At 65.6% G+C, this 24,037-nt stretch carries 18 protein-coding genes; 14 read left to right on the top strand and 4 right to left on the bottom strand.

All coding sequences use genetic code 11. From position 1 onward, the window contains the following. The 5 genes from CKO35_RS06450 to CKO35_RS06430 are packed head-to-tail and all read left to right on the top strand — an operon-like array spanning position 1 to position 5,549. Positions 1-2,022 carry a heme lyase CcmF/NrfE family subunit gene (locus CKO35_RS06450; RefSeq protein ID WP_200173778.1) on the top strand — a complete coding sequence of 674 codons (2,022 nt, stop codon included), beginning with the start codon at positions 1-3 and terminating at the stop codon, positions 2,020-2,022. Next, positions 2,019-2,555 carry a DsbE family thiol:disulfide interchange protein gene (locus CKO35_RS06445; protein ID WP_200173776.1) on the top strand — a complete coding sequence of 179 codons (537 nt, stop codon included), beginning with the start codon at positions 2,019-2,021 and terminating at the stop codon, positions 2,553-2,555. Before CKO35_RS06450 ends, CKO35_RS06445 begins: the two co-directional genes overlap by 4 nt. After that, complete coding sequence (locus CKO35_RS06440) at positions 2,552-3,028, top strand: cytochrome c-type biogenesis protein CcmH (RefSeq protein ID WP_200173774.1); 477 nt, start codon at positions 2,552-2,554, stop codon at positions 3,026-3,028. Before CKO35_RS06445 ends, CKO35_RS06440 begins: the two co-directional genes overlap by 4 nt. Further along, the gene (ccmI, locus tag CKO35_RS06435) at positions 3,025-4,296 is read left to right on the top strand and encodes a c-type cytochrome biogenesis protein CcmI (RefSeq protein ID WP_200173772.1); all 1,272 of its coding nucleotides are present in this window, start codon (positions 3,025-3,027) and stop codon (positions 4,294-4,296) included. Before CKO35_RS06440 ends, ccmI begins: the two co-directional genes overlap by 4 nt. Before the next feature lie 56 nt (positions 4,297-4,352). After that, positions 4,353-5,549, top strand: a complete 1,197-nt coding sequence (locus CKO35_RS06430) for a Coenzyme F420 hydrogenase/dehydrogenase, beta subunit C-terminal domain (protein ID WP_200173770.1) — start codon at positions 4,353-4,355, stop codon at positions 5,547-5,549. Here the strand turns inward: CKO35_RS06430 and CKO35_RS06425 are convergent. Further along, entirely contained in the window at positions 5,546-6,460 is a 915-nt protein-coding gene (locus CKO35_RS06425; RefSeq protein WP_200173768.1) for a patatin-like phospholipase family protein, read from the bottom strand. The two genes, CKO35_RS06430 and CKO35_RS06425, sit on opposite strands and share 4 nt — an antisense overlap. A 155-nt stretch (positions 6,461-6,615) precedes the next feature. On the opposite strand from CKO35_RS06425, the gene CKO35_RS06420 reads away from it, so the two are divergent. Further along, positions 6,616-10,149, top strand: a complete 3,534-nt coding sequence (locus tag CKO35_RS06420) for a mechanosensitive ion channel domain-containing protein (protein ID WP_200173766.1) — start codon at positions 6,616-6,618, stop codon at positions 10,147-10,149. A gap of 92 nt (positions 10,150-10,241) precedes the next feature. On the opposite strand, the gene CKO35_RS06415 is transcribed toward CKO35_RS06420, so the two are convergent. Next, positions 10,242-10,544: a hypothetical protein gene (locus tag CKO35_RS06415; protein WP_200173765.1), complete on the bottom strand. Its 303-nt coding sequence runs from the start codon at positions 10,542-10,544 to the stop codon at positions 10,242-10,244. Positions 10,545-11,083: 539 nt separating this feature from the next. Here CKO35_RS06415 and gltB point away from each other — a divergent pair. From gltB to CKO35_RS06385, 6 genes are all read left to right on the top strand, one after another. Then, positions 11,084-15,757, top strand: a complete 4,674-nt coding sequence (gltB, locus tag CKO35_RS06410; RefSeq protein WP_200173764.1) for a glutamate synthase large subunit — start codon at positions 11,084-11,086, stop codon at positions 15,755-15,757. After that, entirely contained in the window at positions 15,750-17,216 is a 1,467-nt protein-coding gene (locus CKO35_RS06405) for a glutamate synthase subunit beta (protein WP_200173762.1), read from the top strand. The genes gltB and CKO35_RS06405 overlap by 8 nt, the downstream gene beginning before the upstream one ends. 115 nt (positions 17,217-17,331) lie before the next feature. Beyond that, the gene (locus CKO35_RS06400) at positions 17,332-17,838 is read left to right on the top strand and encodes a glutathione peroxidase (protein WP_200173760.1); all 507 of its coding nucleotides are present in this window, start codon (positions 17,332-17,334) and stop codon (positions 17,836-17,838) included. Between the two features lie 112 nt (positions 17,839-17,950). Then, a complete protein-coding gene (locus CKO35_RS06395) occupies positions 17,951-19,069 on the top strand; it encodes a TRAP transporter substrate-binding protein (RefSeq protein ID WP_008931438.1) in 1,119 nt (372 codons plus the stop codon). 73 nt (positions 19,070-19,142) lie between these two features. Further along, complete coding sequence (locus CKO35_RS06390; protein ID WP_200173759.1) at positions 19,143-19,694, top strand: TRAP transporter small permease subunit; 552 nt, start codon at positions 19,143-19,145, stop codon at positions 19,692-19,694. Then, a complete protein-coding gene (locus tag CKO35_RS06385; protein WP_200173757.1) occupies positions 19,684-21,009 on the top strand; it encodes a TRAP transporter large permease in 1,326 nt (441 codons plus the stop codon). Before CKO35_RS06390 ends, CKO35_RS06385 begins: the two co-directional genes overlap by 11 nt. Positions 21,010-21,028: 19 nt before the next feature. Here the strand turns inward: CKO35_RS06385 and CKO35_RS06380 are convergent, their stop codons facing one another. Beyond that, a complete protein-coding gene (locus CKO35_RS06380; protein WP_200173755.1) occupies positions 21,029-21,784 on the bottom strand; it encodes a TSUP family transporter in 756 nt (251 codons plus the stop codon). Continuing rightward, positions 21,765-22,676 carry an alpha/beta hydrolase gene (locus CKO35_RS06375; RefSeq protein WP_200173753.1) on the bottom strand — a complete coding sequence of 304 codons (912 nt, stop codon included), beginning with the start codon at positions 22,674-22,676 and terminating at the stop codon, positions 21,765-21,767. The genes CKO35_RS06380 and CKO35_RS06375 overlap by 20 nt, the downstream gene beginning before the upstream one ends. Before the next feature lie 87 nt (positions 22,677-22,763). On the opposite strand from CKO35_RS06375, the gene CKO35_RS06370 reads away from it, so the two are divergent. Further along, the gene (locus CKO35_RS06370) at positions 22,764-22,907 is read left to right on the top strand and encodes a hypothetical protein (protein WP_200173751.1); all 144 of its coding nucleotides are present in this window, start codon (positions 22,764-22,766) and stop codon (positions 22,905-22,907) included. Positions 22,908-23,302: 395 nt separating this feature from the next. Continuing rightward, on the top strand, positions 23,303-23,938 hold the full coding sequence (locus CKO35_RS06365) for a thiol:disulfide interchange protein DsbA/DsbL (protein WP_200173749.1): 636 nt from the start codon (positions 23,303-23,305) through the stop codon (positions 23,936-23,938). Positions 23,939-24,037 lie beyond the last annotated feature (99 nt).

The raw sequence follows: 24,037 nt of genomic DNA, 5'->3' as shown, positions 1-24,037 counted from the left end.
ATGATGCCCGAAATCGGCCAGCTCGCCCTCATCCTTGCCCTGCTCATGGCCCTGGTCCAGGGCACCATCCCCCTCATCGGCGCCCATCGCGGCACCACCACCTGGATGGCCACCGCCCACACGGCGGTGGCGGGACAGTTCCTGTTCCTGGCCATCGCCTACCTGGCGCTGACCTACGCCTTCATCACCCACGACTTCTCCGTGGCCTACGTGGCCAACCACTCCAACTCCGCCCTGCCGCTGATGTACCGTATCTCCGGTGTCTGGGGCGGTCATGAAGGCTCCCTGGTCCTGTGGGCGCTGATGCTGGCGGGCTGGTCCCTGGCGGTGTCCCTGTTCAGCAAGGGACTGCCGGCGGTGATGGCGGCCCGCACCGTGGCGGTGATGGGCCTGGTGAGCGTGGGCATCCTCTCCTTCACCCTGTTCACGTCCAACCCGTTCGAGCCCATCTTCCCGGTGCCGGCGGACGGGCGGGATCTCAATCCCCTGCTGCAGGACCCGGGTCTGGTGATCCATCCGCCCATGCTCTACATGGGCTATGTGGGTCTGGCCGTACCCTTTGCCATCGCCGTGGCCGCCCTCATCGGCGGCCGCCTGGACGCCGCCTGGGCACGCTGGACCCGCCCCTGGGCCACCACCGCCTGGGCCTTTCTGGGCGCCGGCATCGCCCTGGGCAGCTGGTGGGCCTATTACACCCTGGGCTGGGGCGGCTGGTGGTTCTGGGACCCGGTGGAAAACGCCTCCCTCATGCCCTGGCTGGCGGCCACCGCCCTGATCCACTCCCTGGCGGTGACGGAAAAGCGCGGCGCCTTCCGCAGCTGGACCGTGCTGATGGCCATCCTGGCCTTCTCCCTGAGCCTTCTGGGCACCTTCCTGGTCCGCTCCGGGGTCCTGGTGTCGGTACACGCCTTTGCCACCGACCCCACCCGCGGGGTCTACATCCTGATGCTGCTGCTGGCGGTGACGGGGATCTCCTTCGCCCTCTACGCCTGGCGTGCCCCCACGGTGCGCAGCCACGCGGAGTTTGACCCGGTGTCCCGGGAAGGCGCCCTGCTGGCCAACAACGTCATCCTCATGGTGGCCCTGGCCGCCGTGCTGCTGGGCACCCTCTATCCCCTGCTGCTGGATGCCCTGGGCATGGGCAAGATCTCCGTGGGTCCGCCCTACTTCAATGCGGTCTTTGCCCCCCTCATGGTCCCGCTGATCTTCCTGGTGGGCCTGGGGCCGCTGCTGCGCTGGAAGCATGTCTCTCCCCTGGAGGTGACCCGTCGCCTGTGGCATACCCTGCTGGCGGCCCTGGTGGCCGGGGTGGTGTTCCCCCTGGCCATGCAGGGCAGCATCACCCTGATGGTGGTCCTGGGTACCGCCACGGGCTTCTGGATCCTGTTCACCATCGCCCGTGACCTTTACGGTCGCGCCACCCACCGGGGCGGCAACCCGCTGACCGCCCTGCGCAAGACCCCGGCCGGCTACTACGGCATGACCGTCAGCCACCTGGGCTTTGCCATCCTGGTGATCGGCATCACACTACTGATGGCCTTCGAGCAGGAACAGGACGTGCGCCTGGGTTATGGCCAGAGCCACACCCTGGCCGGTTACACCTATGAACTGAGGGAGACCTACGGCGTGCGCGGCCCCAACTACGAGGCCGTTGAGGCCCGGGTGGTGGTGACCCGGGACGGCGAGTTCGTCACCGAGCTGTTCCCCCAGCGCCGGGTCTACCGGGTACAGACCCAGCCCATGGCCCAGGCCGCCTACCAGACCCGCTTCACCCGGGACATCTTCGTCGCCCTGGGCGAGCCCCTGCCGGGCGATACCTGGTCCCTGCGCCTCTATCACAACCCGTTCCAGCTCTGGCTGTGGATCGGTGCCACCCTCATCGTCCTGGGCGGCCTGGTGGCCGCGGCGGATCGTCGCTACCGGGTGTTCGCCCGCCGCACCAGCGACAGCCCCGCCGACGATACCGGCAGGGCAAGCGCCGATGACCTGCCCGAGCCTGCCGGCCGGAGTTCCGTCTCATGAAGCGTCTGCGTTATCTGCTGCCCCTGATCATCGTCGTGGTGCTGGGGGGGTTCCTGATGATCGGCCTGACCCTGAATCCCCGGCTGGTGCCCTCGCCGCTGGTGGATCAGCCCGCTCCCCGGTTCCAGTTGCCCGCCCTGGAAGATCCCGAAAGGGTGGTGGGCAGCAGCGATTTCGACGGTGAGGTGGTGCTGCTCAACATCTGGGCCAGCTGGTGCGTTTCCTGCCGGCAGGAGCATCAGGTACTGGTGGCCCTGGCCAACCGCGGCGTACCCATCTATGGCCTCAACTACAAGGACGAGCGCAGCGACGGGCTGGACTACCTGAGCAGCATGAGCAATCCCTATGTCTGGAACGCCCATGACCTGGAAGGACGGGTGGGCATCGACTGGGGGGTCTACGGCACCCCGGAGACCTTCGTCATCGACCGCCAGGGCCGGATCCGTTACAAGCATGTGGGACCACTGAGCTGGCGGGATGCCCAGGACAAGATCCTGCCCATGGTTGAAACCCTGCGGAGGGAAACCCTGTGAAGTCCCTGCTGACCACCCTGGGCCTGTGTCTGGCACTCTGTCTGCCCGGTCCGGGTCTTGCCGGCGGGCTTGATCCCACCGACTTCGACGACCCGGTGCTGGAGCAACGCTACCGGGCCATGCTCCACGAACTGCGCTGCACCGTGTGCCAGAACCAGTCCCTGGCGGATTCCGACGCCGGGCTGGCACGGGACCTGCGTCGGGAGCTGCGGGACCAGCTCCGGGCCGGCGCCACCGATGAGCAGGTCATCGACTACATGGTGGCCCGCTATGGTCAGTTCGTGCTTTACCGTCCGCCCCTCTCCGCCGCCACCTTCCTGCTCTGGACCGGGCCGTTCATCCTGCTCCTGATCGGTCTGGCGGCCCTCTACCTCACCGCTCGCAAAAGCCGCCGGCGGGATGAGCAGCCCATTGCCGATGCCGCCGCGCGGGAGCGTGCCCGCCGCCTGCTGAACGAAGGAAAAGATGCATGAGTACTGGATTCTGGATCGGTGCCGTCCTGCTGTTCTCCCTGGCGGCCCTGGTGATCCTCTGGCCCTTCATCCGGCGCCGGCAACAGGCCGACGTGGCCTTCCGGGGCCTGAATCTCACCATCTACCGCCAGCGCATGGCCGAACTGGACCAGGAACTGGCCGGCGGCCTGCTCACCCGCGAGCAGTACGAGGCCGCCAAGGGGGAGCTGGAAGACAACCTCATCACCGACGTGGAACAGCCGGAAGAAACCCAGGTCGCCCCCTCTTCCTCCCCGCGCCAGGGCCTGATCCTGCTGGGCATCACCGCCGTGCTGGTGCCGGTGGCGGCCCTGCTGATCTATTTCCAGCTGGATACCGCCCCGCGCATGTCTCCCGCCCAGACCCTGGCCATGGGTCAGGAACCCAACCACGACATGATGGACATCGAACGCATGATCGTGCAGCTGCGGGAGCGTCTGGAGATGGATCCGGACAATACCGAAAACTGGCTGTTCCTGGCCCGCACCTACGGCTTCATCGAGCAGTTCGAGGACGCCGCGGCGGCCTTTGACGAGGCCTACCGGCGCCTGGGCGATCAGCCGGACCTGAACGTGGACTACGCCGAAGCCCTGATGATGGCCGCCGACGGCGGGGTGAACCGCCAGGTGACCCGCCTGCTGGATCGTGCCCTGGAACTGGCCCCCGACCACCAGAACGGTCTGTGGCTGGGGGCCATCGCGGACTTTCAGCAAGGGGATTACCCGCGCTCCGCCCGGCGTCTGGACCGTTTGCTGAGCCAGTTGCCCGAAGGTAGCGACTCCGCCCGTTCCGTGGCCGAGGCCTTGCGTGATGTGCGGGCCATGACCGGCGGCACGGCCGGTGACCAGACCGTCACCACCGATGCGAGCGCCGATGCAGGTGCCGATACCGACGCCCTGGCCATTGAGGTGGAGGTGGTTCTGGACGAGTCGCTGACGGAACGGGTGACCGGCGAGGAGTTCATCATGGTCTTCGCCCGGCCGGCCCAGGGCTCCCGCATGCCCCTGGCCATCGTCCGCGCCCGGGCGGACGCCTTCCCCATGACCCTGCGCCTGGAAGACGAGGGCGGCATGGTGGCGGGCATGTCCATGCGCGAGTTCGGCGAAGTGCAGGTGGTGGCCCGCCTCAGTCGCACCGGCATAGCCCAGGCCGAGAGTGGCGACATGGAAGGCGTCAGCGAGCCGGTCACGGTCAGTGCCGACGCCCCCGCGCCGAAGGTCAGGCTGACCATTGACCGCGTTCTGCCTTGAGTTTGATGAGTCGCCCCCGGTTTTTTCGAAACACGAAAATCCAGAGATCCAGTGCCGTGACCGAAGCCACCGCCATCCCCCACCGCGACCTGTGTACCGATTGCGGTTTGTCCCGCACCGCCGATCCCCGGCGCTGCGGCCGCGCCTGCCAGTTCATCCACCCCCGATATGACCGGCTGGAGGCTCGGGTCCATGGCCGGGCACGGAACCCGGACCAGGAAGACGAACTGTTCTTCGGCCCCTATCGCCGGATGCTGCAGGCGGCCATGAACACCCCTCAAGAAGGCGCCCAGTGGACCGGCATCACCACCCGCATCGGCGAACGCCTGCTGGAGACCGGCCAGGTGGATGCCGTCCTCACCATGACCGCCGCCCCCCAGGACCGCTGGCGCCCCCAGCCGATGCTGGTCACCCGCGCCGAAGACATGGCCCGGTGCCGGGGCATGCGCATGGGTTACGCCCCCCTGCTGGCCCACCTGGAACCGGCCCTGGCCCAGGGCTACCGGCGTCTGGCGGTGATCGGCCTGCCCTGTCAGATCTATGCCCTGCGCGCCATCGAACCCGAACTGGACCTGGATGCACTCCATGTCATCGGCACCCCCTGCTCCGACAACACCACCACCGAACATTTCCATGAATTCCTGGCCCTGCTGGCGGACCGCCCGGAAACGGTGACCTACCTGGAATTCCGTGCCGATTACCATGTAGAACTGAGGTTCGATGACGGCCGGGTACAGACCATCCCCTTCCTCAAGCTCCCCATCTCCAGGCTGCCCCGGGATTTCTTCCCCCTCACCTGCCAGACCTGCGTGGACTACACCAATGTGCTGGCGGACATCACCGTGGGTTACATGGCGGGACGGGGAGAACAGTGGCTGGTGGTGCGCAACGACAAGGGCGAGGCCCTGCTGGATCTCCTGGGTGATGAAGTGCGCACCGCGCCCTGCACCAGTGCTGGCAAGCGGCAGGGGCCGGTGAAGGGATTCATGAAGAATACCGAGCGAGCGGCGGGCGGTCTGCCCCTGCGCGGCATGCCCGACTGGGCACGCCCCCTGGCGGCCTTTCTCATGCCCCGCATCGGACCCCGGGGTCTGGAATTTGCCCGGGCGCGGGTGGAGATGAAGGCGGTGGAGACGGTGCTGCACCTGCGCCGGGCTCAGCCCGGACGGATGAAACACATGATCCCGGACCATGTGTGGCAACTGGTGAAGCCCTACGAACTCGAACCGCAGCCGGGGGAACGGGGGACCTAACCCTCCTTTCCGGACAAGGCGTCCAGGCGTTCCCGCGCCAGTCGCCGCCCCAGATCGATCACGGGGCGGGCGCGATGGAACTCGTGAATCATGCAGACGTTCTTGGGCACGCTGATGACCACGTCCGGACGGAACACCGCAAGGTGCTGACGGGTGATGGCCGCCTGCATGGTTTCCAGGGAACGCATCAGCACCTCGGTCAGGGCCAGTCCGTCCTCCTTGGCCCCGCTGTCGCCGCCGAAGGATTCCACATAGCCGCGCATGCGTTGCAGCAGGCCTGACTGGGCCTCATCTTCCGGGTCCCGGCCTTCCCCCCCGGGCTCGGTGGCGTCGTCCTCTGGTGCCGGTCCGTTCACGTCCACCACAATGGTCAGGTCCGTCAGCGTCCTCAGGGTGGGCGCCACCGGCACCGGATTGAGCAGGCCGCCGTCCACCAGGGTACGCCCCCGGTAACGATGGGGCGTGAACACCGCCGGAATGGCAATGGAGGCCCGGATGGCATCGAACAGCGGACCGTCACTGATCCAGACCTCCTTGCCCCGCTCGATGTCCACCGCCACCGCGGTATAGCTGATGGGCAGGTGCTCGATGTCGCTGCAACCCACCAGCTCCTTGAGCTTGCGGATCAGCTTGTCACCCCGGATGATCCCTCCGCCCGACAGGGACCAGTCCACCAGGGCCAGCACATCCGTCTGATCCAGTCCCGTCACCCAATCCGCATAGGTATTCAGTTCACCCAAGGCATGAATCCCGCCCACCAGCGCCCCCATGGAACTGCCGGCGATGGCCTTGATCTCATACCCTCTGGCCTCCAGCTCCTGAATCACGCCGATGTGGGCCAGCCCTCTTGCCCCACCGGAGCCCAGCACCAGCGAAACGGTGCGATGATCCCGCCTGTCTTTATCCGCCATGAACTTTCCACCACACCCTGAACACTAACGCAAGTCCCTCAACTGGGGCACAATAGTCATCTCGGGGCGCACGCCCCGGTCTCGCTGCCATTGTCCGGCAGAACACAGCCCCACATCCAGTGCCCTCGCAGGGATATCCAGAGGTCCGTTTTCCCATGTCCACCCAGCGCCTGACAATCCGGCTACTGCTCATGCTTGCCCTGTGTATCGGGCTGGGGATGCCTGCCCTGGCCCAGGAGGCCGGCGTGGCGCCGCCGACAGGGCCGACGCCGGTCACCCAGGGGGAACTGGATGCCCAGCGGGACACCCTCAACCAGGGCATCACCCGCGTCCGGCCGCAGATTCAGGCCATCGATACCCGACCGGCCGAGGCCTGGCTGCGGGCCAGTCCCGAGCAACGCCTGGAGCAACGGGCTGGCGACGGGGAACTGTCCGAGGCGGAACGCGCCCTCTGGCAGACGGCTCTTGAGCGGGAACGGTCCGCGGCGGAACGCCTGCGCGGAGCCCTGGACCGGGCGGGCATCGCCAAGGCGGCCGCCGAACGTCTGCAGGAAGCCCGCCAGCGGCTGGATCAGAACCTGCGTCTGCCCTACAGCCCCGGTCAGGAACGCAGTATCAGTCAGATCGAGGATGACATCGGCCTGCTGGAACGGCGCCGGGACCAGACCGCCCTGGAACTGGACCAAAGACGCGCCACCCTCACCCGCCTGGATGAACAGTCCCGCACCCAGGCCGAGACCCTGGAGCGCCTGCAGCGCCAGCGTGCCGAAGAACTGGAGGCCCTGCCGCCCGATCCGGATGACGCCGAACTGGCCAGTGCCGTGGAAGCCACCCGGCAGGCCATCACCCGGCGCGCCGATGCCCGCATCATCGCTACCCAGCTGGATGGTCAGGGTCTGCCGCCCCGCATCGAGGTCCTGCGTCTGGAGATCCCGGCCCTGGAGCTGGAGCTGCGCTGGCTGCGGGCCACGCTTTCCGCCCTGGAACAGGAACTCAATGAACGTTCATCGGAGGAATTGCGGACCCTGCAACAGGGCCTGCATCGCCTGGTGGAACGGGAACCGGAGGCCCGCACCCGTTTTGCCGGTGAAATCCAGGCCCTGCGGGACCGCTTCGACCGCATCGCCGAGACCCAGATCCGCATTCGCACCCTGCAACAGGAACGGGACCGCTATACCCGCATCGAGCGCGAGCTGACCCAGACCCTGGCAAACGTGCGTGAACGCCTGGAGGTCGGCGGCCTTACCGAGGCCCTGGGCAGCCTGTTCCTGGAAGAACAGCGACGGCTGAGAAACCTGGACGAGGCCCGCTTTGCGGTCCGGGGCATCGAACGGGAACTGGCCCAGTCCCGCCTGCGGGCCATCACCCTGCGGGAACACTTGAGTGTTCAACCCGATACCGCCCCCCTTAACGGCGATGACCTGGGCCAGGGTGAACTGCGACGGCTGCAGGAACAGGCCCTGACCATCCAGCTCCATGCCGAGGAAAATCTGGCCGACCAGTTGCGCCAGACCGACCTGCGCCTGCGCGCGGTGGTGGCCCTGGTGGACGAACTGGACCAGATCCTGAGGGAAACCCTGCTCTGGTGGCCCAGTCATGTGGCGGTAGGCACGGACTGGATCGCCCGCATCCCCACCGCCTCCATGGCCCTGCTGGACCCGACGGCCTGGCAGGAGGTGCGCCATGTGCTGCGGGAAGTGACCCTGGGCAGCCCGATCCCTCTGGGGCTGACCCTGCTGCTCTCGCTGGTGCTCTACGGACTGGGACGGGGAACACCCGGCCATCTGGAAGAGCTGGCCGCCCGGACCCGGCACCGCTTCACCGACAGCATCAAGCTGACCCTGCAGGCCCTGGGCTGGAGCCTGCTGCGGGCACTGCCGGTCCCCGTCCTGCTGATGGCCACCTCCCTGCGCCTGGAAGCCATCCCGGAGGTGGGCCACGGGGTGGAAGTCCTGGCCACCATCTTCTTCAGCACCTCATTCTGGTGGCTGGCCGGTCATCTGCTGCTCCTGCTCACCCACAAGAACGGTGTCGGCACCGCCCACTTCAAGTGGAACCCGCTCATGGTCAGACGCCTGCGTCGCCATCTGACCTGGTTCCTGCCCACCCAGTTGCTGCTGATCCTGTGCCTGGCGCTGTCCTTCAGTCATCCGGCGGATCTGGCCTTCGACATCTTCGGCCGCATAGCCCTGCTGGCCTCGGTGATGATCAGCGCCCTGTTCGGCTGGTGGCTGCTGAGCCCCTTCCCCGAAGGCGAGGAACCGCCCCTGACGGAGCGCCGCCGGCGCCTGCTGCGGATGCTCATCGGCGTGGCGGTGCTGGCGCTGACGGGACTGACCCTGGCCGGTTACCTGCTGACGGTGGCCGAACTGATGAGCCGCAGCATCGACACCCTGGTGATCGTGGGTATCGTCTGGCTGGGCTACAACCTCTCCGCCCGGGCCCTGATCCTGAGTGAAACCCGGCTGCGGGTACGGCGCATGCGCGAGCAGCGGGCCAAGGCGGCGGCCATGGAAAGCAGCAGTGCCGGTGGCGGCGCGGAAGGGGGTATGGACATCCCCGAGCCCCACCTGAGCATGGAAGACGTGAACCTGCAAACCCGCACCCTGATGCGCATCACCGTGTGGGCGGCGGTGATCCTGGCCCTGTTCTGGGCCTGGTCCGATGTGCTGCCGGCCCTCACCTGGCTGGACGGCATCACCCTGTGGTCGCGCACCATCATGGTGGGGGAGGCCGAGGTGCTCAGCCGCGTCAGCCTGCTGAATTTCCTCATGGCCATCTTCCTGGGGGTGGTCTTCACCCTGGCGGCCCGCAACCTGCCCGGTCTGGTGGAGATCCTGCTCTCCCGCAGCACCCAGATGGACGCCGCCGGCCGTTACACCGTCACCATGCTGCTGCGCTATGCCCTCACCGTGGTGGCCATCATCAGCGTGTTCTCCCTGCTGGGGCTGCGCTGGAGCGAGCTGCAGTGGATGGTCGCTGCCCTCACCCTGGGCCTGGGTTTCGGCCTGCAGGAGGTGGTGGCCAACTTCGTGTCGGGCCTGATCATGCTGTTCGAACGCCCGGTGCGGGTGGGCGACACCATCACCATCGGCGAATACAGCGGCACCGTGGCCCGCATCCGCACCCGGGCCACCACCATCGTGGACTGGGACAACCGGGAGGTGGTGATCCCCAACAAGAACTTCATCACCGAACGGCTGATCAACTGGACCCTGTCCGACACGGTGACCCGACTGGTGATTCCGGTGGGGGTCAGCTACTCGGCGGACGTGGACCTGGTACGGGAAACCCTGCTGAAGATCGCGGCGGAAAACCCCCAGGTGCTCAAGGAACCGGCCCCCAGCGTGTTCTTCATTCACTTCGGTGACAGCGCCCTGAACTTCGAGCTGCGGGTCTACGTGAGCCAGTTGCGCGAGCGCCTGATGACCACCAGCGAGCTGCACACCACCATCATCAAGCGCTTCCGGGCGCTGGGCATTGAGATCGCCTTCCCGCAGATGGATCTGCATATACGGGACATGGTCCCCGCGCCCGGTGGCCCCACCCAGTCGCCGGCCGCCGGCCAGCCGCCCCGCGCCCGAGGCGCGGCGGATATGGACCCGGGCCTGGAGCTACCGGAACCGGGGCCTGAAAATCCGGATTCCGAGTCTTCATTGGGGACTGAACCGGGAGAGCGCAGTGACTGACCGGGTCTTCCGGAAATGACCTGCACCCCCGAAAAAGGCGGCGCAGAAGAGAAGCGCTGGAGGCGAGAGGAGGCGAAGCGTCAGGCGGCGGCTCAGGGCGGGGCGTGGCCGTCGTCTATCTTCAGACAGAACGCCAGCCCCTTGAAGGGCTTGAGCAATTCCAGTTCCCGGTTGAGGCATTCGGCCACATGGGTGGCCCGCTCCTCCTCAAGGACCCACAGGCAGACCCGCTCCAACCCTTGATAGGTAAGTCCGAAAAAGGTGACGTGCTCGGGAAAATTGATGCCCCGCCCCGCCAGTGTGGTCGCCTGGCAAGCCCCCTCGCGGGCGGCGATGGCCAGGGCCTGCTCTTCGAACTCGTCCGCCACCACCGCCACCAGCAGTGCATTGCCCATGCCACCATCCTCTTGAATCAACAATCGGCCACTCTCCCCTGCCTGGCCGCCCACCCGCCCTGAAGCTGGAGCGGTCATAAAGGACCATATCACCTGCACCGAAGCACGCAAAGATTGCCCGGCATTGCTGCATCCCGCTTGCAAATGTCCGGTCTACGCCCGTCGTCCGGCGCCCGGCTCCAGAAAATCTTCAAAGTGTTCCCGAATCTGGCACGCAGATTGATATGTAACAGGGATGAAAGAAAAAACGCACCACAACTAACACGAGATTCCGTTAAAAGCGCAAAATACGGCCAAAAATCGCCCCAAAACAGTTCATAAGCGCACCAAATCAGTGCATTTTTACAAGTTATTGAAGGAAGCGACCCTCGCCCTCTGGCGTCACGGACACTTTCCCTTTAATCTCCCCAACCCGCCGGAATTCGGCGATATTCACGGAAGTCAATAGCAGGAGACCGGCGACGGCAAAACCGCCCCGATCCCCCGACACCAGACCGCCGCGGATGCCGGCCAGCGACCAGATACCAGCGAGGTCAATGATGAGCTTTCATGCCTTACCGCCCGAGCAGGGCCTCTATGATCCAGCCCACGAGCGCGACGCCTGCGGCATCGGCTTTGTCTGTCATATCAAGAACCAGAAAAGTCATCGGATCGTCCAGCAGGGCCTGGAGATTCTGGAGCGGATCAATCACCGCGGCGCCGTAGGCGCCGATCCCAAGGCCGGTGACGGCGCCGGCATCCTGGTGCAGATCCCCGATGCGTTCCTGCGCGCCCAGGTGAGCTTCGACCTGCCCGAAACCGGACACTACGGCGTGGGCATGATTTTCCTCCACCAGGACGCGGACATCCGCACCCGGATGCAGGCCATCATCGAAAAACACATCCTGGAAAGCGGCCAGGCCGTGCTGGGATGGCGCGACGTGCCCACCGACAACCGTGACCTGGGCGAGAGCGTGCTGCCCAGCGAACCCATGGTGCGCCAGGTATTCATCGGCCGCGGCGACAACTGCGCCGACCAGGATGCCTTCGAGCGCAAGCTGTTCGTCATCCGCAAGCGCATGGACAACGAGATCCGCGACGCCGGCCACGGCTTCGAGGCCTGCTACATTGCCTCCATGTCCTCCCGCACCCTGAACTACAAGGGCATGCTGCTGGCCGGCCAGGTGGGCCAGTACTACCTGGACCTGCAGGACGAGACCTTCGTCAGTGCCCTGGCCCTGGTGCACCAGCGCTTCTCCACCAACACCTTCCCCACCTGGGACCTGGCGCAGCCGTTCCGCATGATCTGCCACAACGGCGAGATCAACACCCTGCGGGGCAACGTCAACTGGATGGCAGCCCGCCGCCACACCATGCGTTCCGAGATCCTGGGCGACGACCTGGACACCATCTGGCCCCTGATCCCGGAAGGCCAGTCCGACTCCGCCTGCTTCGACAATGCCCTGGAACTGCTGGTGATGGGAGGTTACTCCCTGGCCCATGCCATGATGATCCTCATCCCCGAGGCCTGGTCCGGCAACACCCTGATGGACGAGAAGCGCCGCGCCTTCTATGAGTACCACATGGCCCTGATGGAGCCCTGGGACGGCCCCGCCGCCATGGCCTTCACCGACGGCCGCCAGATCGGCGCCACCCTGGACCGCAACGGCCTGCGTCCCGCCCGTTACCTGGTCACCAAGGATGACCTGGTGATCCTGGGATCGGAAATGGGCGTGCTGGACATCCCCGAAGAGCAGATCGTCAAGAAGTGGCGCCTGCAGCCGGGCAGAATGCTGCTGATCGACCTGGAAGAAGGCCGCATCATCAGCGACGACGAGATCAAGACCCAGCTGGCCGAGGCCCGTCCCTACGGCGAGTGGCTGAAGAAGACCCAGATCCGCCTGGAAGACCTGCCCACCGGCGTCGGCCCCATGGCCCCCGATGACGCCACCCTGCTGGATCACCAGCAGGCCTTCGGCTATACCCAGGAAGACCTGAAGTTCCTGCTCACCCCCATGGTCCTCACCGGCCAGGAAGCGGTGGGCTCCATGGGCGCTGACAACCCGCCCTCGGTGCTGTCGGCCCGGCCCAAGCACCTGTCCACCTATTTCAAGCAGAATTTCGCCCAGGTGACCAACCCGCCCATCGACCCGATCCGCGAGGAACTGGTGATGTCGCTGGTGTGCATGATCGGTCCCCGTCCCAACCTGCTGGGCATCAACGAGGCCGGCCGGCACTGGCGCCTGGAGACCCCCCAGCCGGTGCTGACCAATCAGGACCTGGAGCGCATCCGTCACATCGAATACCACTCCGGCGGTGCCTTCCGCACCCACACCCTGGACGTGTGCTACCCCGCCGCCGAAGGCGCCGAGGGCATGGGCGCCGCCCTGGACCGCCTGTGTTCCCAGGCGGAACAGGCGGTACTGGATGGCTTCAACATCCTCATTCTGTCCGACCGCGACACCAACCGGGACCGGATCCCAATCCCCATGCTGCTGGCCACCTCGGCCGTGCATCATCACCTGATCGAGAAGGGGCTGCGCACCGCCTCGGGCATCGTGGTGGAGACCGGCGCCGCCCTGGAAGTGCATCACTTCGCCACCCTGGAAGGCTACGGCGCCGAGGCCATCAACCCCTACCTGGCCTTCGACACCATCCAGTCCATGCTGCCGCGCCTGCCGGAGCGCCTGAGCTTCGAAGAGGCCCAGAAGCGCTATATCAAGGCCGTCGGCAAGGGCCTGCTCAAGGTCATGTCCAAGATGGGCATCTCCACCCTGGAGTCCTATTGCGGCGCCCAGATCTTTGATGCCATCGGCCTCAACACGCCGTTCGTGGACCAGTACTTCTCCGGCACCCACAGCAAGATCGAAGGCATCGGTCTGCCCCAGGTGGCCGAAGAGGCGGTGCGCTGGCACCGTCAGGCCTACGGCAACGCGGAGATCTACCGCAAGCAGCTGGACGTGGGCGGCGACTACGCCTTCCGCATCCGCGGCGAGGACCACATCTGGACCCCGGACAGCATCGCCAGACTGCAGCATGCCACCCGCGCCAACGACGCCGGGAGTTTTGCCGAGTTCTCACGGCTCATCGACGAGCAGTCCGAGCGCCTGCTGACCCTGCGCGGGCTGATGGACTTCAAGTTCGCCGGCACCGAAATCCCCCTGGACGAGGTGGAACCGGCGGCCGAGATCGTCAAGCGCTTCGCCACCGGCGCCATGTCCTTCGGCTCCATCTCCTATGAGGCCCATTCCACCCTGGCCAAGGCGATGAACGCCATCGGCGGCAAGTCCAACACCGGCGAGGGCGGCGAGGAACCGGAGCGATTCCTGCCCCTGGCGGACGGTTCCATGAACCCGGAACGTTCCGCCATCAAGCAGGTGGCCTCCGGCCGCTTCGGCGTCACCACCGAGTACCTGGTGAATGCCGACGACATCCAGATCAAGATCGCCCAGGGGGCCAAGCCCGGCGAGGGCGGCCAGCTGCCCGGCCACAAGGTCAATGCCCAGATCGCCCGGGTGCGTCATTCCACCCCCGGCGTGGGCCTGATCTCGCCGCCGCCCCACCACGACATCTATTCCATTGAGGACCTGGCGCAGCTGATCCACGACCTCAAGAACGCCAATCCCAAGGCCCGCATCTCCGTGAAGCTGGTCTCCGAGGTGGGCGTGGGCACCGTGGCCGCCGGCGTCTCCAAGGCCCATGCGGACCACATCACCATCGCCGGTTACGACGGCGGCACCGGGGCCAGCCCGCTGACCTCCATCAAGCACGCCGGCAGTCCCTGGGAAATCGGCCTGGCCGAGACCCAGCAGACCCTGGTACTCAACCGTCTGCGGGGCCGCGTGGCCCTGCAGGTGGACGGCGGTCTGCGCACCGGTCGCGACGTGGTCATCGGCGCCCTGCTGGGGGCCGATGAGTTCGGCTTCGCCACCGCGCCGCTGATCGTGGGAGGCTGCATCATGATGCGCAAGTGCCATCTGAACACCTGCCCGGTGGGCGTGGCCACCCAGGACCCGGAACTGCGCAAGAAATTCACCGGCAAGCCGGAATACGTCATCAACTACTTCTTCTTCGTAGCCGAGGAAGTCCGCCGCCTGATGGCCAGGCTGGGCTTCCGCACCATGAACGAGATGATCGGGCGTTCCGACCTGCTGGAGATGCGCAAGGCCATCAGCCACTGGAAGGCCCAGGGTCTGGACTACACCCGCCTGCTGGCCCGGCCCCAGGTGCCGGCCGAGGTGGCCATCTACAACACCGAGACCCAGGATCACGGTCTGGACAAGGCCCTGGATCACGAACTGATCCGGCAGGCCCAGCCGGCCCTGACCGAGGGCAAGCCGGTGAAGATCGAAACCCGGATCCGCAACTTCCACCGCACCGTGGGCACCATGCTCTCCGGTCAGGTGGCGGCCCGCCATGGTCATGCCGGCCTGCCGGATGACACCATCCACATCAAGGCCCATGGCACCGGTGGCCAGTCCTTCGGCGCCTGGCTGGCCAAGGGCGTGACCCTGGAGATGGAAGGCGAGGCCAATGACTACGTGGGCAAGGGCCTTTCCGGCGGCCGCATCATCATCTATCCGCCGGCCCATGCCGCCATCGACCGGGCCGAGGACAACATCATCGTCGGCAACACGGTGCTCTACGGCGCCATCAATGGTGAGGTGTTCTTCCGCGGCGTGGCCGGTGAGCGTTTCTGCGTGCGCAACTCCGGCGCCACCGCCGTGGTGGAAGGCGTGGGCGACCACGGCTGCGAGTACATGACCGGCGGCATCATGGTGTGCCTGGGTCGTACCGGCCGCAATTTCGCCGCCGGCATGTCCGGCGGGGTGGCCTATGTGCTGGACGAGGACGGTGATTTTGCCCAGCGCTGCAACCTGGCCATGGTGGAACTGGAGCCCATCGCCGCCGAGGACGATGCCCTGGAAGCCCTGGATCACCAGGGCGGGGATCTGGAGACCCACGGCCGGGTGGACCTGAGCCACGACATGACCAACCACGATGCCCGGCGTCTGAAGACCCTCATCGAGCGTCATCTGGCCTACACCGGCTCGGCCCAGGCCAAGCGCATCCTGGCGGACTGGGACAACTTCCTGCCCCGCTTCGTCAAGGTGATGCCGGTGGATTACCGCCGTGCCCTGGAAGAGCTTCAGGCCCAGAAGGCCCGTCCGCCGGGTGCCAACCGACCACTGACCGCCAACCAGCCGCTTGAGGGGAGCGCCGCTCATGGGTAAGCCAACCGGATTCCTGGAATTTGCACGCCGCGACCGGCGCTATGCGCCGGTGAGTGACCGTATCGTTCACTATCGGGAGTTCGTCATCCCGCTGAACGTGGACCAGGTGCGCGAGCAGGGGGCCCGCTGCATGGATTGCGGCATTCCCTTCTGTCATCAGGGCTGCCCGGTGAACAACATCATTCCGGACTGGAATGACCTGGTGTACAAGGATGACTGGAAGCAGGCCATCGAGGTGCTGCATTCCACCAACAACTTCCCCGAGTTCACGGGCCGCATCTGCCCCGCTCCCTGCGAGGCCGCCTGCACCCTGAACATCGACGACACCCCGGTGACCATCAAGACCATCGAGTGCTCCATCGTCGACCGGGCCTGGGAAGAAGGCTGGATCCGGCCCCAGGTGGCCCAGCGCCGCACCGGCAAGCGGGTGGCGGTGGTGGGCTCCGGCCCCGCAGGCCTTGCGGCGGCCCAGCAACTGGCCCGCGCCGGTCACCACGTGGAAGTGTTCGAGAAGGCGGATCGCATCGGCGGCCTGCTGCGTTACGGCATTCCCGACTTCAAGCTGGACAAGGGCCACATCGACCGCCGCATCGCGCAGATGCGCACGGAAGGGGTGCAGTTCCACACCCAGACCCACATCGGCGTGGACATTCCGGTATCGAAGCTGCAGGCGGAGTTCGACGCGGTGGTGCTGGCGGGCGGCTCCGAGAAACCCCGGGATCTGCCGGTGCCCGGCCGTGAACTGCAGGGCGTGCACTTCGCCATGGATTTCCTCACCCGCAACAGCAAGCGGGTCCAGGGCGTGTTCGTGCCCGACGAGGACTTCATCAGCGCCCAGGACAAGCACGTGCTGGTCATCGGCGGCGGCGACACCGGTTCCGACTGCATCGGCACCTCCAACCGCCATGGGGCGGTCCATGTCACCCAGGTGGAGATCCTGGACAAACCGCCTGAAAAGGAGAACAAGGGCCTGACCTGGCCCAACTGGCCCAACCGCATGCGCACCTCCAGTTCCCAGGAAGAGGGTTGCACCCGGGAATGGAACGTGGCCACCAAGGCCTTCATCGACGACGGCCATGGCCGGGTCAAGGCTGCCCGGGTGGCGACGGTGAAGTGGGAAAAGGATGCCCAGGGCCGTTTCCAGATGAGCGAAGTGCCGGGCACCGAGCGGGAAATCCGCTGCGATCTGGTGCTGCTGGCCATGGGCTTCGTGCACCCGGTGCAGGAAGGCATGCTGGCCCAGCTGCAGCAGGAATCCGGCCTGGAGCTGGACGCCCGAGGTAACGTCAAGGGCGTGACCGAGGGAGCCAAGGCCTACCACACCAGCGTGGACGGCGTATTCGCCGCTGGCGACATGCGCCGCGGCCAGTCCCTGGTGGTCTGGGCCATCCGCGAAGGGCGTCAGTGCGCCCGGGCGGTGGACGAATGGCTGATGGGGAGTTCCGACCTGCCCCGGTGATGGGAAAGGCCCTATCGAGCAGTGGAAAAAGCCCGGCAATGCCGGGCTTTTTTTCGTTCCGGGCTCAAGATACTCTGCAAAAAATCCCGCCCCCACCACCGCCGGAGCACACGCCATGGCCACCTCCCCAGGGACTCTCTATACGTTCGAAGCCACCGACATCCAGGGCCAGCCCCGACTCCTGGCTGATTTCACCGGGAGGGTGCTGCTCATCGTCAACGTGGCCAGCCGTTGCGGTTTCACCAGGCAATACAGCGGCCTGCAGTCGCTGCAGGATCGTTTCCACGACCGCGGGTTTGATGTGCTGGGCTTTCCCTGCAATCAATTCGGCAATCAGGAACCGGGCAGTGATGCCCAGATTGCCGAATTCTGCGCCACAAGCTTCCGGGTGAGCTTTCCGATGTTTGCCAAGGTGGAGGTCAACGGCGCCGACGCCCATCCCCTGTTCCGCCACCTCAAGGCCGCCGCGCCCGGTCTGCTGGGCACGCAGGCCATCAAGTGGAATTTCACCAAGTTTCTGGTGGATCGTAACGGCCAGGCCGTCCGGCGCTATGGCCCCAATGTGGTGCCGGAATCCATCGCGGGGGATATCGAGCGTCTGCTCGAAGCCTCGGCAATCTAGGGGAGCGCTGAACAAGCCGTCAGCCGGACTCAAGGTTGTCACGCACAACAGGTTTGGTTCATATTCCAAAAACAACATCACAATGAACCCACCACCGAGGAGCATCAAGGCCATGTCCATCAAGCGTCGTGATTTTCTCAAGGCCGGCACCGCCGTGGCCACCGGGGCCGCCATCATCGGGGCACCGGCCATCGTCAAGGCCCAGGAGCGTTTCAACTGGCGCATGACCACCACCTGGCCCGCCGGCCTGCCCTTCTTCCAGACCGGCCCCGGCAGCGCCACCGACTTCGCCCGACGGGTGGAGGAGATGTCCAATGGCCGTATCCGCATCCGGGTCTATTCCGCCAATGAACTGGTGCCCGCCTTCGAGGGCTTCGATGCCGCTTCCTCCGGACGCCAGGTCCAGCTCAATCACGGCTGCGCCTATTACTGGGCCGGCAAATCCTTCGCCGCCCAGTATTTCACCACCGTACCCTTCGGCATGACCTTCCAGGGTCACAACGCCTGGCTCAACGAGGGAGGCGGCTATGAGCTGTACGAGGAAGTCTACAAGCCCTTTGACCTGGTCCCCCTGGTGGTGGGCTGCACCGGGGTGCAGCCGGTGGGCTGGTTCCGGCGCCCGGTCGAGGGTCTGCGGGATTTCCGCGGCCTGAACATCCGCATGCCGGGACTGGCCGGAGACATCTACAACGCCATCGGCGCCAATGCCCGCCTGCTGCCGGGCGGCGAGCTGTTTGCCGCCCTGGAGCGGGGTGCCATCGACGCGGCGGAGTGGGTGGGCCCCTACTCCGATCGCGAACTGGGGCTGCACCGGGCCGCCAAGTTCTACTATTCCTCCGGCTGGCACGAGCCGGCCACCAGTACCGAGGTGGTGGTCAACCGCCGTGCCTGGGAGTCCCTGCCCAAGGATCTGCAGGCCATCATGCGCAACGCCGCCGCGGCCTGCAACATCACCTCCCACACCTGGCTCGAGGCCAGAAACGCCGATGCCCTGGACGATCTGGTGACCAATCACGGGGTGCAGTTCGGCCCGCTGCCCGACGATGTGATCCAGGCCCTGCTGGAAGCCACCCGGGATATCCTCGGCGACCGGGCCGCCAGGGATCCCCTGGTGCGCAAGGTGCACGAGAGCTATTTCCGCTTCAAGGCCCGCCATGACCGCTGGCAGCAGAACTCGGAAACGGCTTTCCAGACCCAAATCCGGGACCTGGGAGGAAAGATCCTGGCCTGAGCCCTGCTCCGGAGCCCTGCTGCCCTCAGGGTGGGGCTCCTCCGACCCACTGACGGGATCATCGGAGATCGTCATGTCCCGCCTCCTCCTTCGCTTCGAGCGTGTGCTGTACCGGATCACCAGCCTGGCCGGTGGAATCTCGGCCATCGCCATGGCCGCCATGATCCTGCTGATCTTCGGCAACATGACCGCCCGCTACGCCTTCGGCACCGGCGCCGTGTGGCTGCAGGAACTGGAGTGGTATCTGCTCTCCCTGAGCGTGATGACCGGCATCGCCTATGCCATGCGTTCCGATGAACACGTTCGGGTGGACGTCTTTTCCCATCGCCTGAGCCGCGTGGGCAGGCTGTGGCTCAACGGCATCACCATGGTGCTGGCGGCCATCCCCATCGCGGCCCTGATCCTGTTCTACACCTGGCCCTTCGTCAGCATCTCCTATGTACGCGGCGAGGGCTCGCCCAACGCCGGCGGCATGCCCTGGCTGTTCCTGCCCAAGGCCATGATCCTGCTGGGCTTTGCCCTCATCATCAGCGAGGCCCTGCGGCAGACCCTGAGCATCGGCCGCCGCCTGCTGTTCCATTACCGTCGCCCCGGGTCCCGCCGGAGGATTGCCCATGCCCCTTGAGTACATCGCGCTGATGATGGTGGGCGCCTTTTTCATCCTGGTGCTCACGGGGATGCCGGTGGCCTTCGCCATTGCCGCCGTGGGGTTCGTGTTCGGCTTCATCGGGTTCGAGGGCTGGCTGTTCGAGCTGCTGCCCTCGCGCATCTTCGGCACCATCACCAACTACACCCTGCTGGCCATCCCGCTGTTCGTGTTCATGGGGGTGATGCTGGACAAGACCCGGGTGGCGGAACGCATGCTGGAAGTGATCGGCCATGCCAGCGGCGCCCTGCCCGGCGGCATGGCCCTGGCGGTGATCCTGGTGGGCGTGCTCATGGGTGCGGCCACGGGCATCGTCGGGGCGGCCATCGTCACCCTCACCCTCATGGCCCTGCCCACCCTGATCCGACGGGGCTACAAGCCGTCGGTGGCCTGCGGCACCATCTGTGCCTCGGGCACCCTGGGGCAGATCATCCCCCCCAGTCTGGTACTGCTGGTGCTGGCGGATACCATGAACCTGTCCGTGGGCAGCCTGTTCGCCGCCGCCCTGGTGCCGGGCCTGCTGCTGTCCGGACTCTACGTGCTCTACCTCCTGTTCCTGGCCTGGTACAACGCGGCGGACGTACCGGCCATTGACGCCGCGGAACGGGCCACCATGAGCAAGGCCCAGCTCTGGAAGGATCTTTTCACCTCGGTACTGCCGCCCCTGGCCCTGGTGGGGGCGGTGTTGGGGGCCATCATCGGCGGCATCGCCGCCCCCACCGAAGCCGCCGCCGTGGGGGCCGTGGGCGCGGTGGTGGTGGCGGCGCTGATGCGCCGTCTGAGCCTGCCGGTGTTCAATGAGGCACTGATCATCACGGTGCGCATCACCGCCATGGTGTTCTTCGTGCTGATCGCCTCCCAGGTGTTTGCCCTGGCGTTCCGGGGGCTGGATGGGGAATTCCTGGTGGAGGCCATGTTCGACTGGGTGCCCGGCGGCCCCTACGGCACCCTGCTGTTCATGATGCTGCTGATCTTCCTGCTGGGGTTCTTCCTGGAGTGGATCCAGATCACCTACATCGCCGTGCCCCTGTTCATGCCCTTCCTGGCCGGCTATCCGGAATTCTCCATGGTGTGGATTGCCATCCTCATCGCCATGAACCTGCAGACCTCGTTCCTGACGCCGCCCTTCGGGTGGTCACTGATCTTCATGAAGGGAGTGGCGCCCAGGGGAATACGAACCGCGGACATCTACCGGGGGGCGATCCCCTTCGTGATCATCCAGCTGCTGGCCCTGGGGCTGCTGATCCTGTTCCCGGGGATCGTGCTGTGGCTGCCGGGGGCGATCGGGTGGTAGGCCGCGGTTTGACGTCGAATCACTGTAAAAAGAACAGCACCGTGGTCACCGCGCCGACCACCACGATGCCGTTGCGCAGGAGCGCCGGCGGCAGTACCCGGCCGATGCGGGCGCCGGCCAGGCCGCCCAGGACCGCCGCCAGGGCCATGGGGGGGATCTCGGGCCAGGAGATGGCACCGCCCCAGGCATAGATGACCACCGCCATCAGGGTGAGCACGGCGGAGAGCAGGTTTTTCAGGCCGTTGGCCACGTTCAGGTCATTGACCCCCAGCAGGCGGAACATGGCCAGCATGACAATGCCCATGCCGCCGTTGAAATAGCCGCCGTAGCCGCACACGCCCAGCACGCCGAGTCGCCCCCAGAAGCCGCCGGTGCCGTGGCTGCGTCGCGCCAGGTACTGGTTCAGGCGCGGCCCGAAGGCAAACAGCAGGGTGGCAAAGAGCAGCAGCCAGGGCACGATCACCCGGAAGGCCTCGTTGGAGGTCGCCAGCAGCAGCAAGGCACCCACCGCGCCCCCCGCCGTGCCGATGAGCACCACCCCCAGCACCGTCATCCCCCGGGGTGCCTGGATCAGATCCCGGTAGGCCCAGGCGCTGGCCAGATAACCGGGCAACAGCGCCGCCGTGCCGGTGGCGTTGGCGGCCACCGGGGGCACGCCGGTAAAGACCAGGGCCGGCAGGGTGAGAAAGCTCCCTCCCCCTGCCAGGGCGTTGATGATGCCGGCCACAAAGGCGGCGATCACGATCAGGGCAAGATCAAACAGTTCCAGTGTCACGGGAATGGATGTCCTTCAGGGGGGAACGACATGGCAGATAGGGTCTGAGCCAGTTCATGATCAGATCGGAATGACGGGCAAACCCCTCGGGGTCATTGTGCCCCACACCCGGCAGGGTCAGCACTGTGGCACGGGGATTCGCGCCGGCAAGAACCCGCAGATGACACGGAGGGACCACATCGTCGTCCTCACCATGCACCAGCAGTAAAGGCGCCTGGACCAGGGATACCGTGGTTTGGGGGGCAATATCATTGAAACGGTGACCGATAAACCATTCCACGCCGCGATTGATGATTCCCCCCCAGGGACGAAGGGGGATACCCCGTTCCACCAGCCAGCCGTTCATCATCGGCTCCGGATGTGAAAAGGCGGACAGGCTGATCACCGCTCGCAGATTCGGGGTTCTGGAAGCCACCAGCAGTACCGCACCGGCACCCACGGAATGTCCCAGCAGGATGATATCCCCATATCCTCGCCGACGCAGAACCTCCATGACGGCCTCCGCATCTTCCGCGAAGCGCGGCAGGGAGGCAAAACCGTCATCATCGCTCAGTCCATGGCAGCGGGCATCAAAGACCACCGTATTCAACCCTTCGGCCAGCACCCGGGGCACCATGTGCAGCAGATGGGAACTGTTGGCACCCCAGCCATGCACCATAACCACGACCGGGGCCCCGACATGGGGAAGAAAAAACGAGGCGGCCAATGCCTTGTGCCGGCGAGTGGTGATCCGGCGTCGCTCGGGAAAAAGCCCCAGGGACTGGGGTTGGGTCACCCAAGAGCGGGCCTGGATGCGAAAAGCCCGCAGCAACCATAGCCGGAGGAGCAGCAGACCCACGCCCGAAACCAGGACCAGGGCAATGACAATAGCGAAGCCAAGAATGACTGACATGGGACTCCATGGAGGTAATGTAGGGGCCACGGGGAACAACGCCTGCTCGGACACGCTCCAATCATAACGAGCACAGGAGACCTTCCCATGGACATTCCGTTGCTGATCATCGGCGCCCTGTTGCTGGGCACATTGACTGCCTGGTATGTGGGGATGTTCCCCTACCCGGTCGGCTGGCTGCTGCTGAGCCTGTTGTTCATTGCACGATTGATACAGATCAGCCAGGGTTGAGCCTTGCGGGAGCGAAAACAGGCAAATCTTTCGCAAAGCCATTATAATCGTCACCAATCGCCTCCCGGCCTTGCGTCTGACGATCCGACGGACATGCCGGTCAGGCCTTGAAAGGCCTCGGACAAGGAACCATGAATAACCTGCCCTTCGAGTCCATGACTTGATGGTGATACAGCCCGGCCTCCCTGGGCGGGTAGAGTTGTATTGCCGCACTGGCGGCACTGCGCAGCCATGAACCTGCGCGCCGGTAACACCGGCATCCCTGTCAACAGAATCTCCCGGTCAGACCCGGTCCCGTCCGGGTTCCAGTGCCAGCCCTCTGACGGGCACCGTTACAGTTGATGACGAAAACTGCTGAATCCTTGCACGATCAACCCAGCCCCAGGAGCGATACCATGTCCCTGACCCGACGCCGTTTCAACCAATTGCTTGCCGGTGGACTGGGGGCGGCCCTGGCGCCCAATGCACTGGCCAGCCTGGTGGAAGGTCAGGACTGGCGCGCCATCGCCCGCCCTCAATCGGAAGCCCCCGAGGGCAAGATCGAACTGGCCAAATTCTTTTCCTACGGATGCCCCTTCTGCGGCCAACTGGCCCGGGTGATGAAACCCTGGCTGGCGGAACTGCCCGATGACGTGACCTTCCGGCGCATCCCCATCTCCTTCAACCGCGCCGCCTGGGCCAATCTGGCCCGCCTGGCCCTGGCCCTGGAAGAGGCCGGCCTGGCCGGAGAACTGGATCAGGCGGTGTTCGACGCGGTCGGCGTGAACCGGGAACCCTTGTTCACCGAAACCGCCATCATGGACTGGCTGGCGGAAAGGGACGTGGATACCGAGGCATTTCGCCAGGTGTTCAACGCCTCCCATGTCCGCGCCCAGGTGGCCCGCAACGATCGTCTGCAGACCCGCTTTGGCATCAACAGCGTTCCCACCCTGGTGGTTGACGGCCGTTTCGTCGTGGTCGGCGAAAATGCCCGCAACTTCGATGACATTCTTGAAATTGCGGGACAACTCATCGACAAGGCCCGCGCCTGATCTTGGATATTCCCCTGACCTAGGAGTACAGCGCCGTGACAGACATCCTGACCCTGTTCAAGCCTTTTTCCGAAGCGCCTTCGGCACACAACCGCATGA

It is taken from the genome of Ectothiorhodospira shaposhnikovii, from assembly GCF_016584105.1.
GTDB lineage: Bacteria > Pseudomonadota > Gammaproteobacteria > Ectothiorhodospirales > Ectothiorhodospiraceae > Ectothiorhodospira > Ectothiorhodospira shaposhnikovii.
The sequence above is the reverse complement of the archived record's forward strand: the minus strand, read 5'-3'. Positions and strand labels throughout refer to the sequence as shown.

Excerpts from the sequence above, each read along its gene's own strand:
- CKO35_RS06450 (WP_200173778.1), top strand. The coding sequence starts at position 1 with ATGATGCCCGAAATCGGCCAGCTCGCCCTCATCCTTGCCCTGCTCATG.
- CKO35_RS06445 (WP_200173776.1), top strand. The coding sequence starts at position 2,019 with ATGAAGCGTCTGCGTTATCTGCTGCCCCTGATCATCGTCGTGGTGCTG.
- ccmI (WP_200173772.1), top strand. The coding sequence starts at position 3,025 with ATGAGTACTGGATTCTGGATCGGTGCCGTCCTGCTGTTCTCCCTGGCG.
- CKO35_RS06425 (WP_200173768.1), bottom strand. The coding sequence starts at position 6,460 with ATGGCGGATAAAGACAGGCGGGATCATCGCACCGTTTCGCTGGTGCTG.
- CKO35_RS06420 (WP_200173766.1), top strand. The coding sequence starts at position 6,616 with ATGTCCACCCAGCGCCTGACAATCCGGCTACTGCTCATGCTTGCCCTG.
- CKO35_RS06415 (WP_200173765.1), bottom strand. The coding sequence starts at position 10,544 with ATGGGCAATGCACTGCTGGTGGCGGTGGTGGCGGACGAGTTCGAAGAG.
- gltB (WP_200173764.1), top strand. The coding sequence starts at position 11,084 with ATGAGCTTTCATGCCTTACCGCCCGAGCAGGGCCTCTATGATCCAGCC.
- CKO35_RS06405 (WP_200173762.1), top strand. The coding sequence starts at position 15,750 with ATGGGTAAGCCAACCGGATTCCTGGAATTTGCACGCCGCGACCGGCGC.
- CKO35_RS06400 (WP_200173760.1), top strand. The coding sequence starts at position 17,332 with ATGGCCACCTCCCCAGGGACTCTCTATACGTTCGAAGCCACCGACATC.
- CKO35_RS06395 (WP_008931438.1), top strand. The coding sequence starts at position 17,951 with ATGTCCATCAAGCGTCGTGATTTTCTCAAGGCCGGCACCGCCGTGGCC.
- CKO35_RS06390 (WP_200173759.1), top strand. The coding sequence starts at position 19,143 with ATGTCCCGCCTCCTCCTTCGCTTCGAGCGTGTGCTGTACCGGATCACC.
- CKO35_RS06385 (WP_200173757.1), top strand. The coding sequence starts at position 19,684 with ATGCCCCTTGAGTACATCGCGCTGATGATGGTGGGCGCCTTTTTCATC.
- CKO35_RS06375 (WP_200173753.1), bottom strand. The coding sequence starts at position 22,676 with ATGTCAGTCATTCTTGGCTTCGCTATTGTCATTGCCCTGGTCCTGGTT.
- CKO35_RS06370 (WP_200173751.1), top strand. The coding sequence starts at position 22,764 with ATGGACATTCCGTTGCTGATCATCGGCGCCCTGTTGCTGGGCACATTG.
- CKO35_RS06365 (WP_200173749.1), top strand. The coding sequence starts at position 23,303 with ATGTCCCTGACCCGACGCCGTTTCAACCAATTGCTTGCCGGTGGACTG.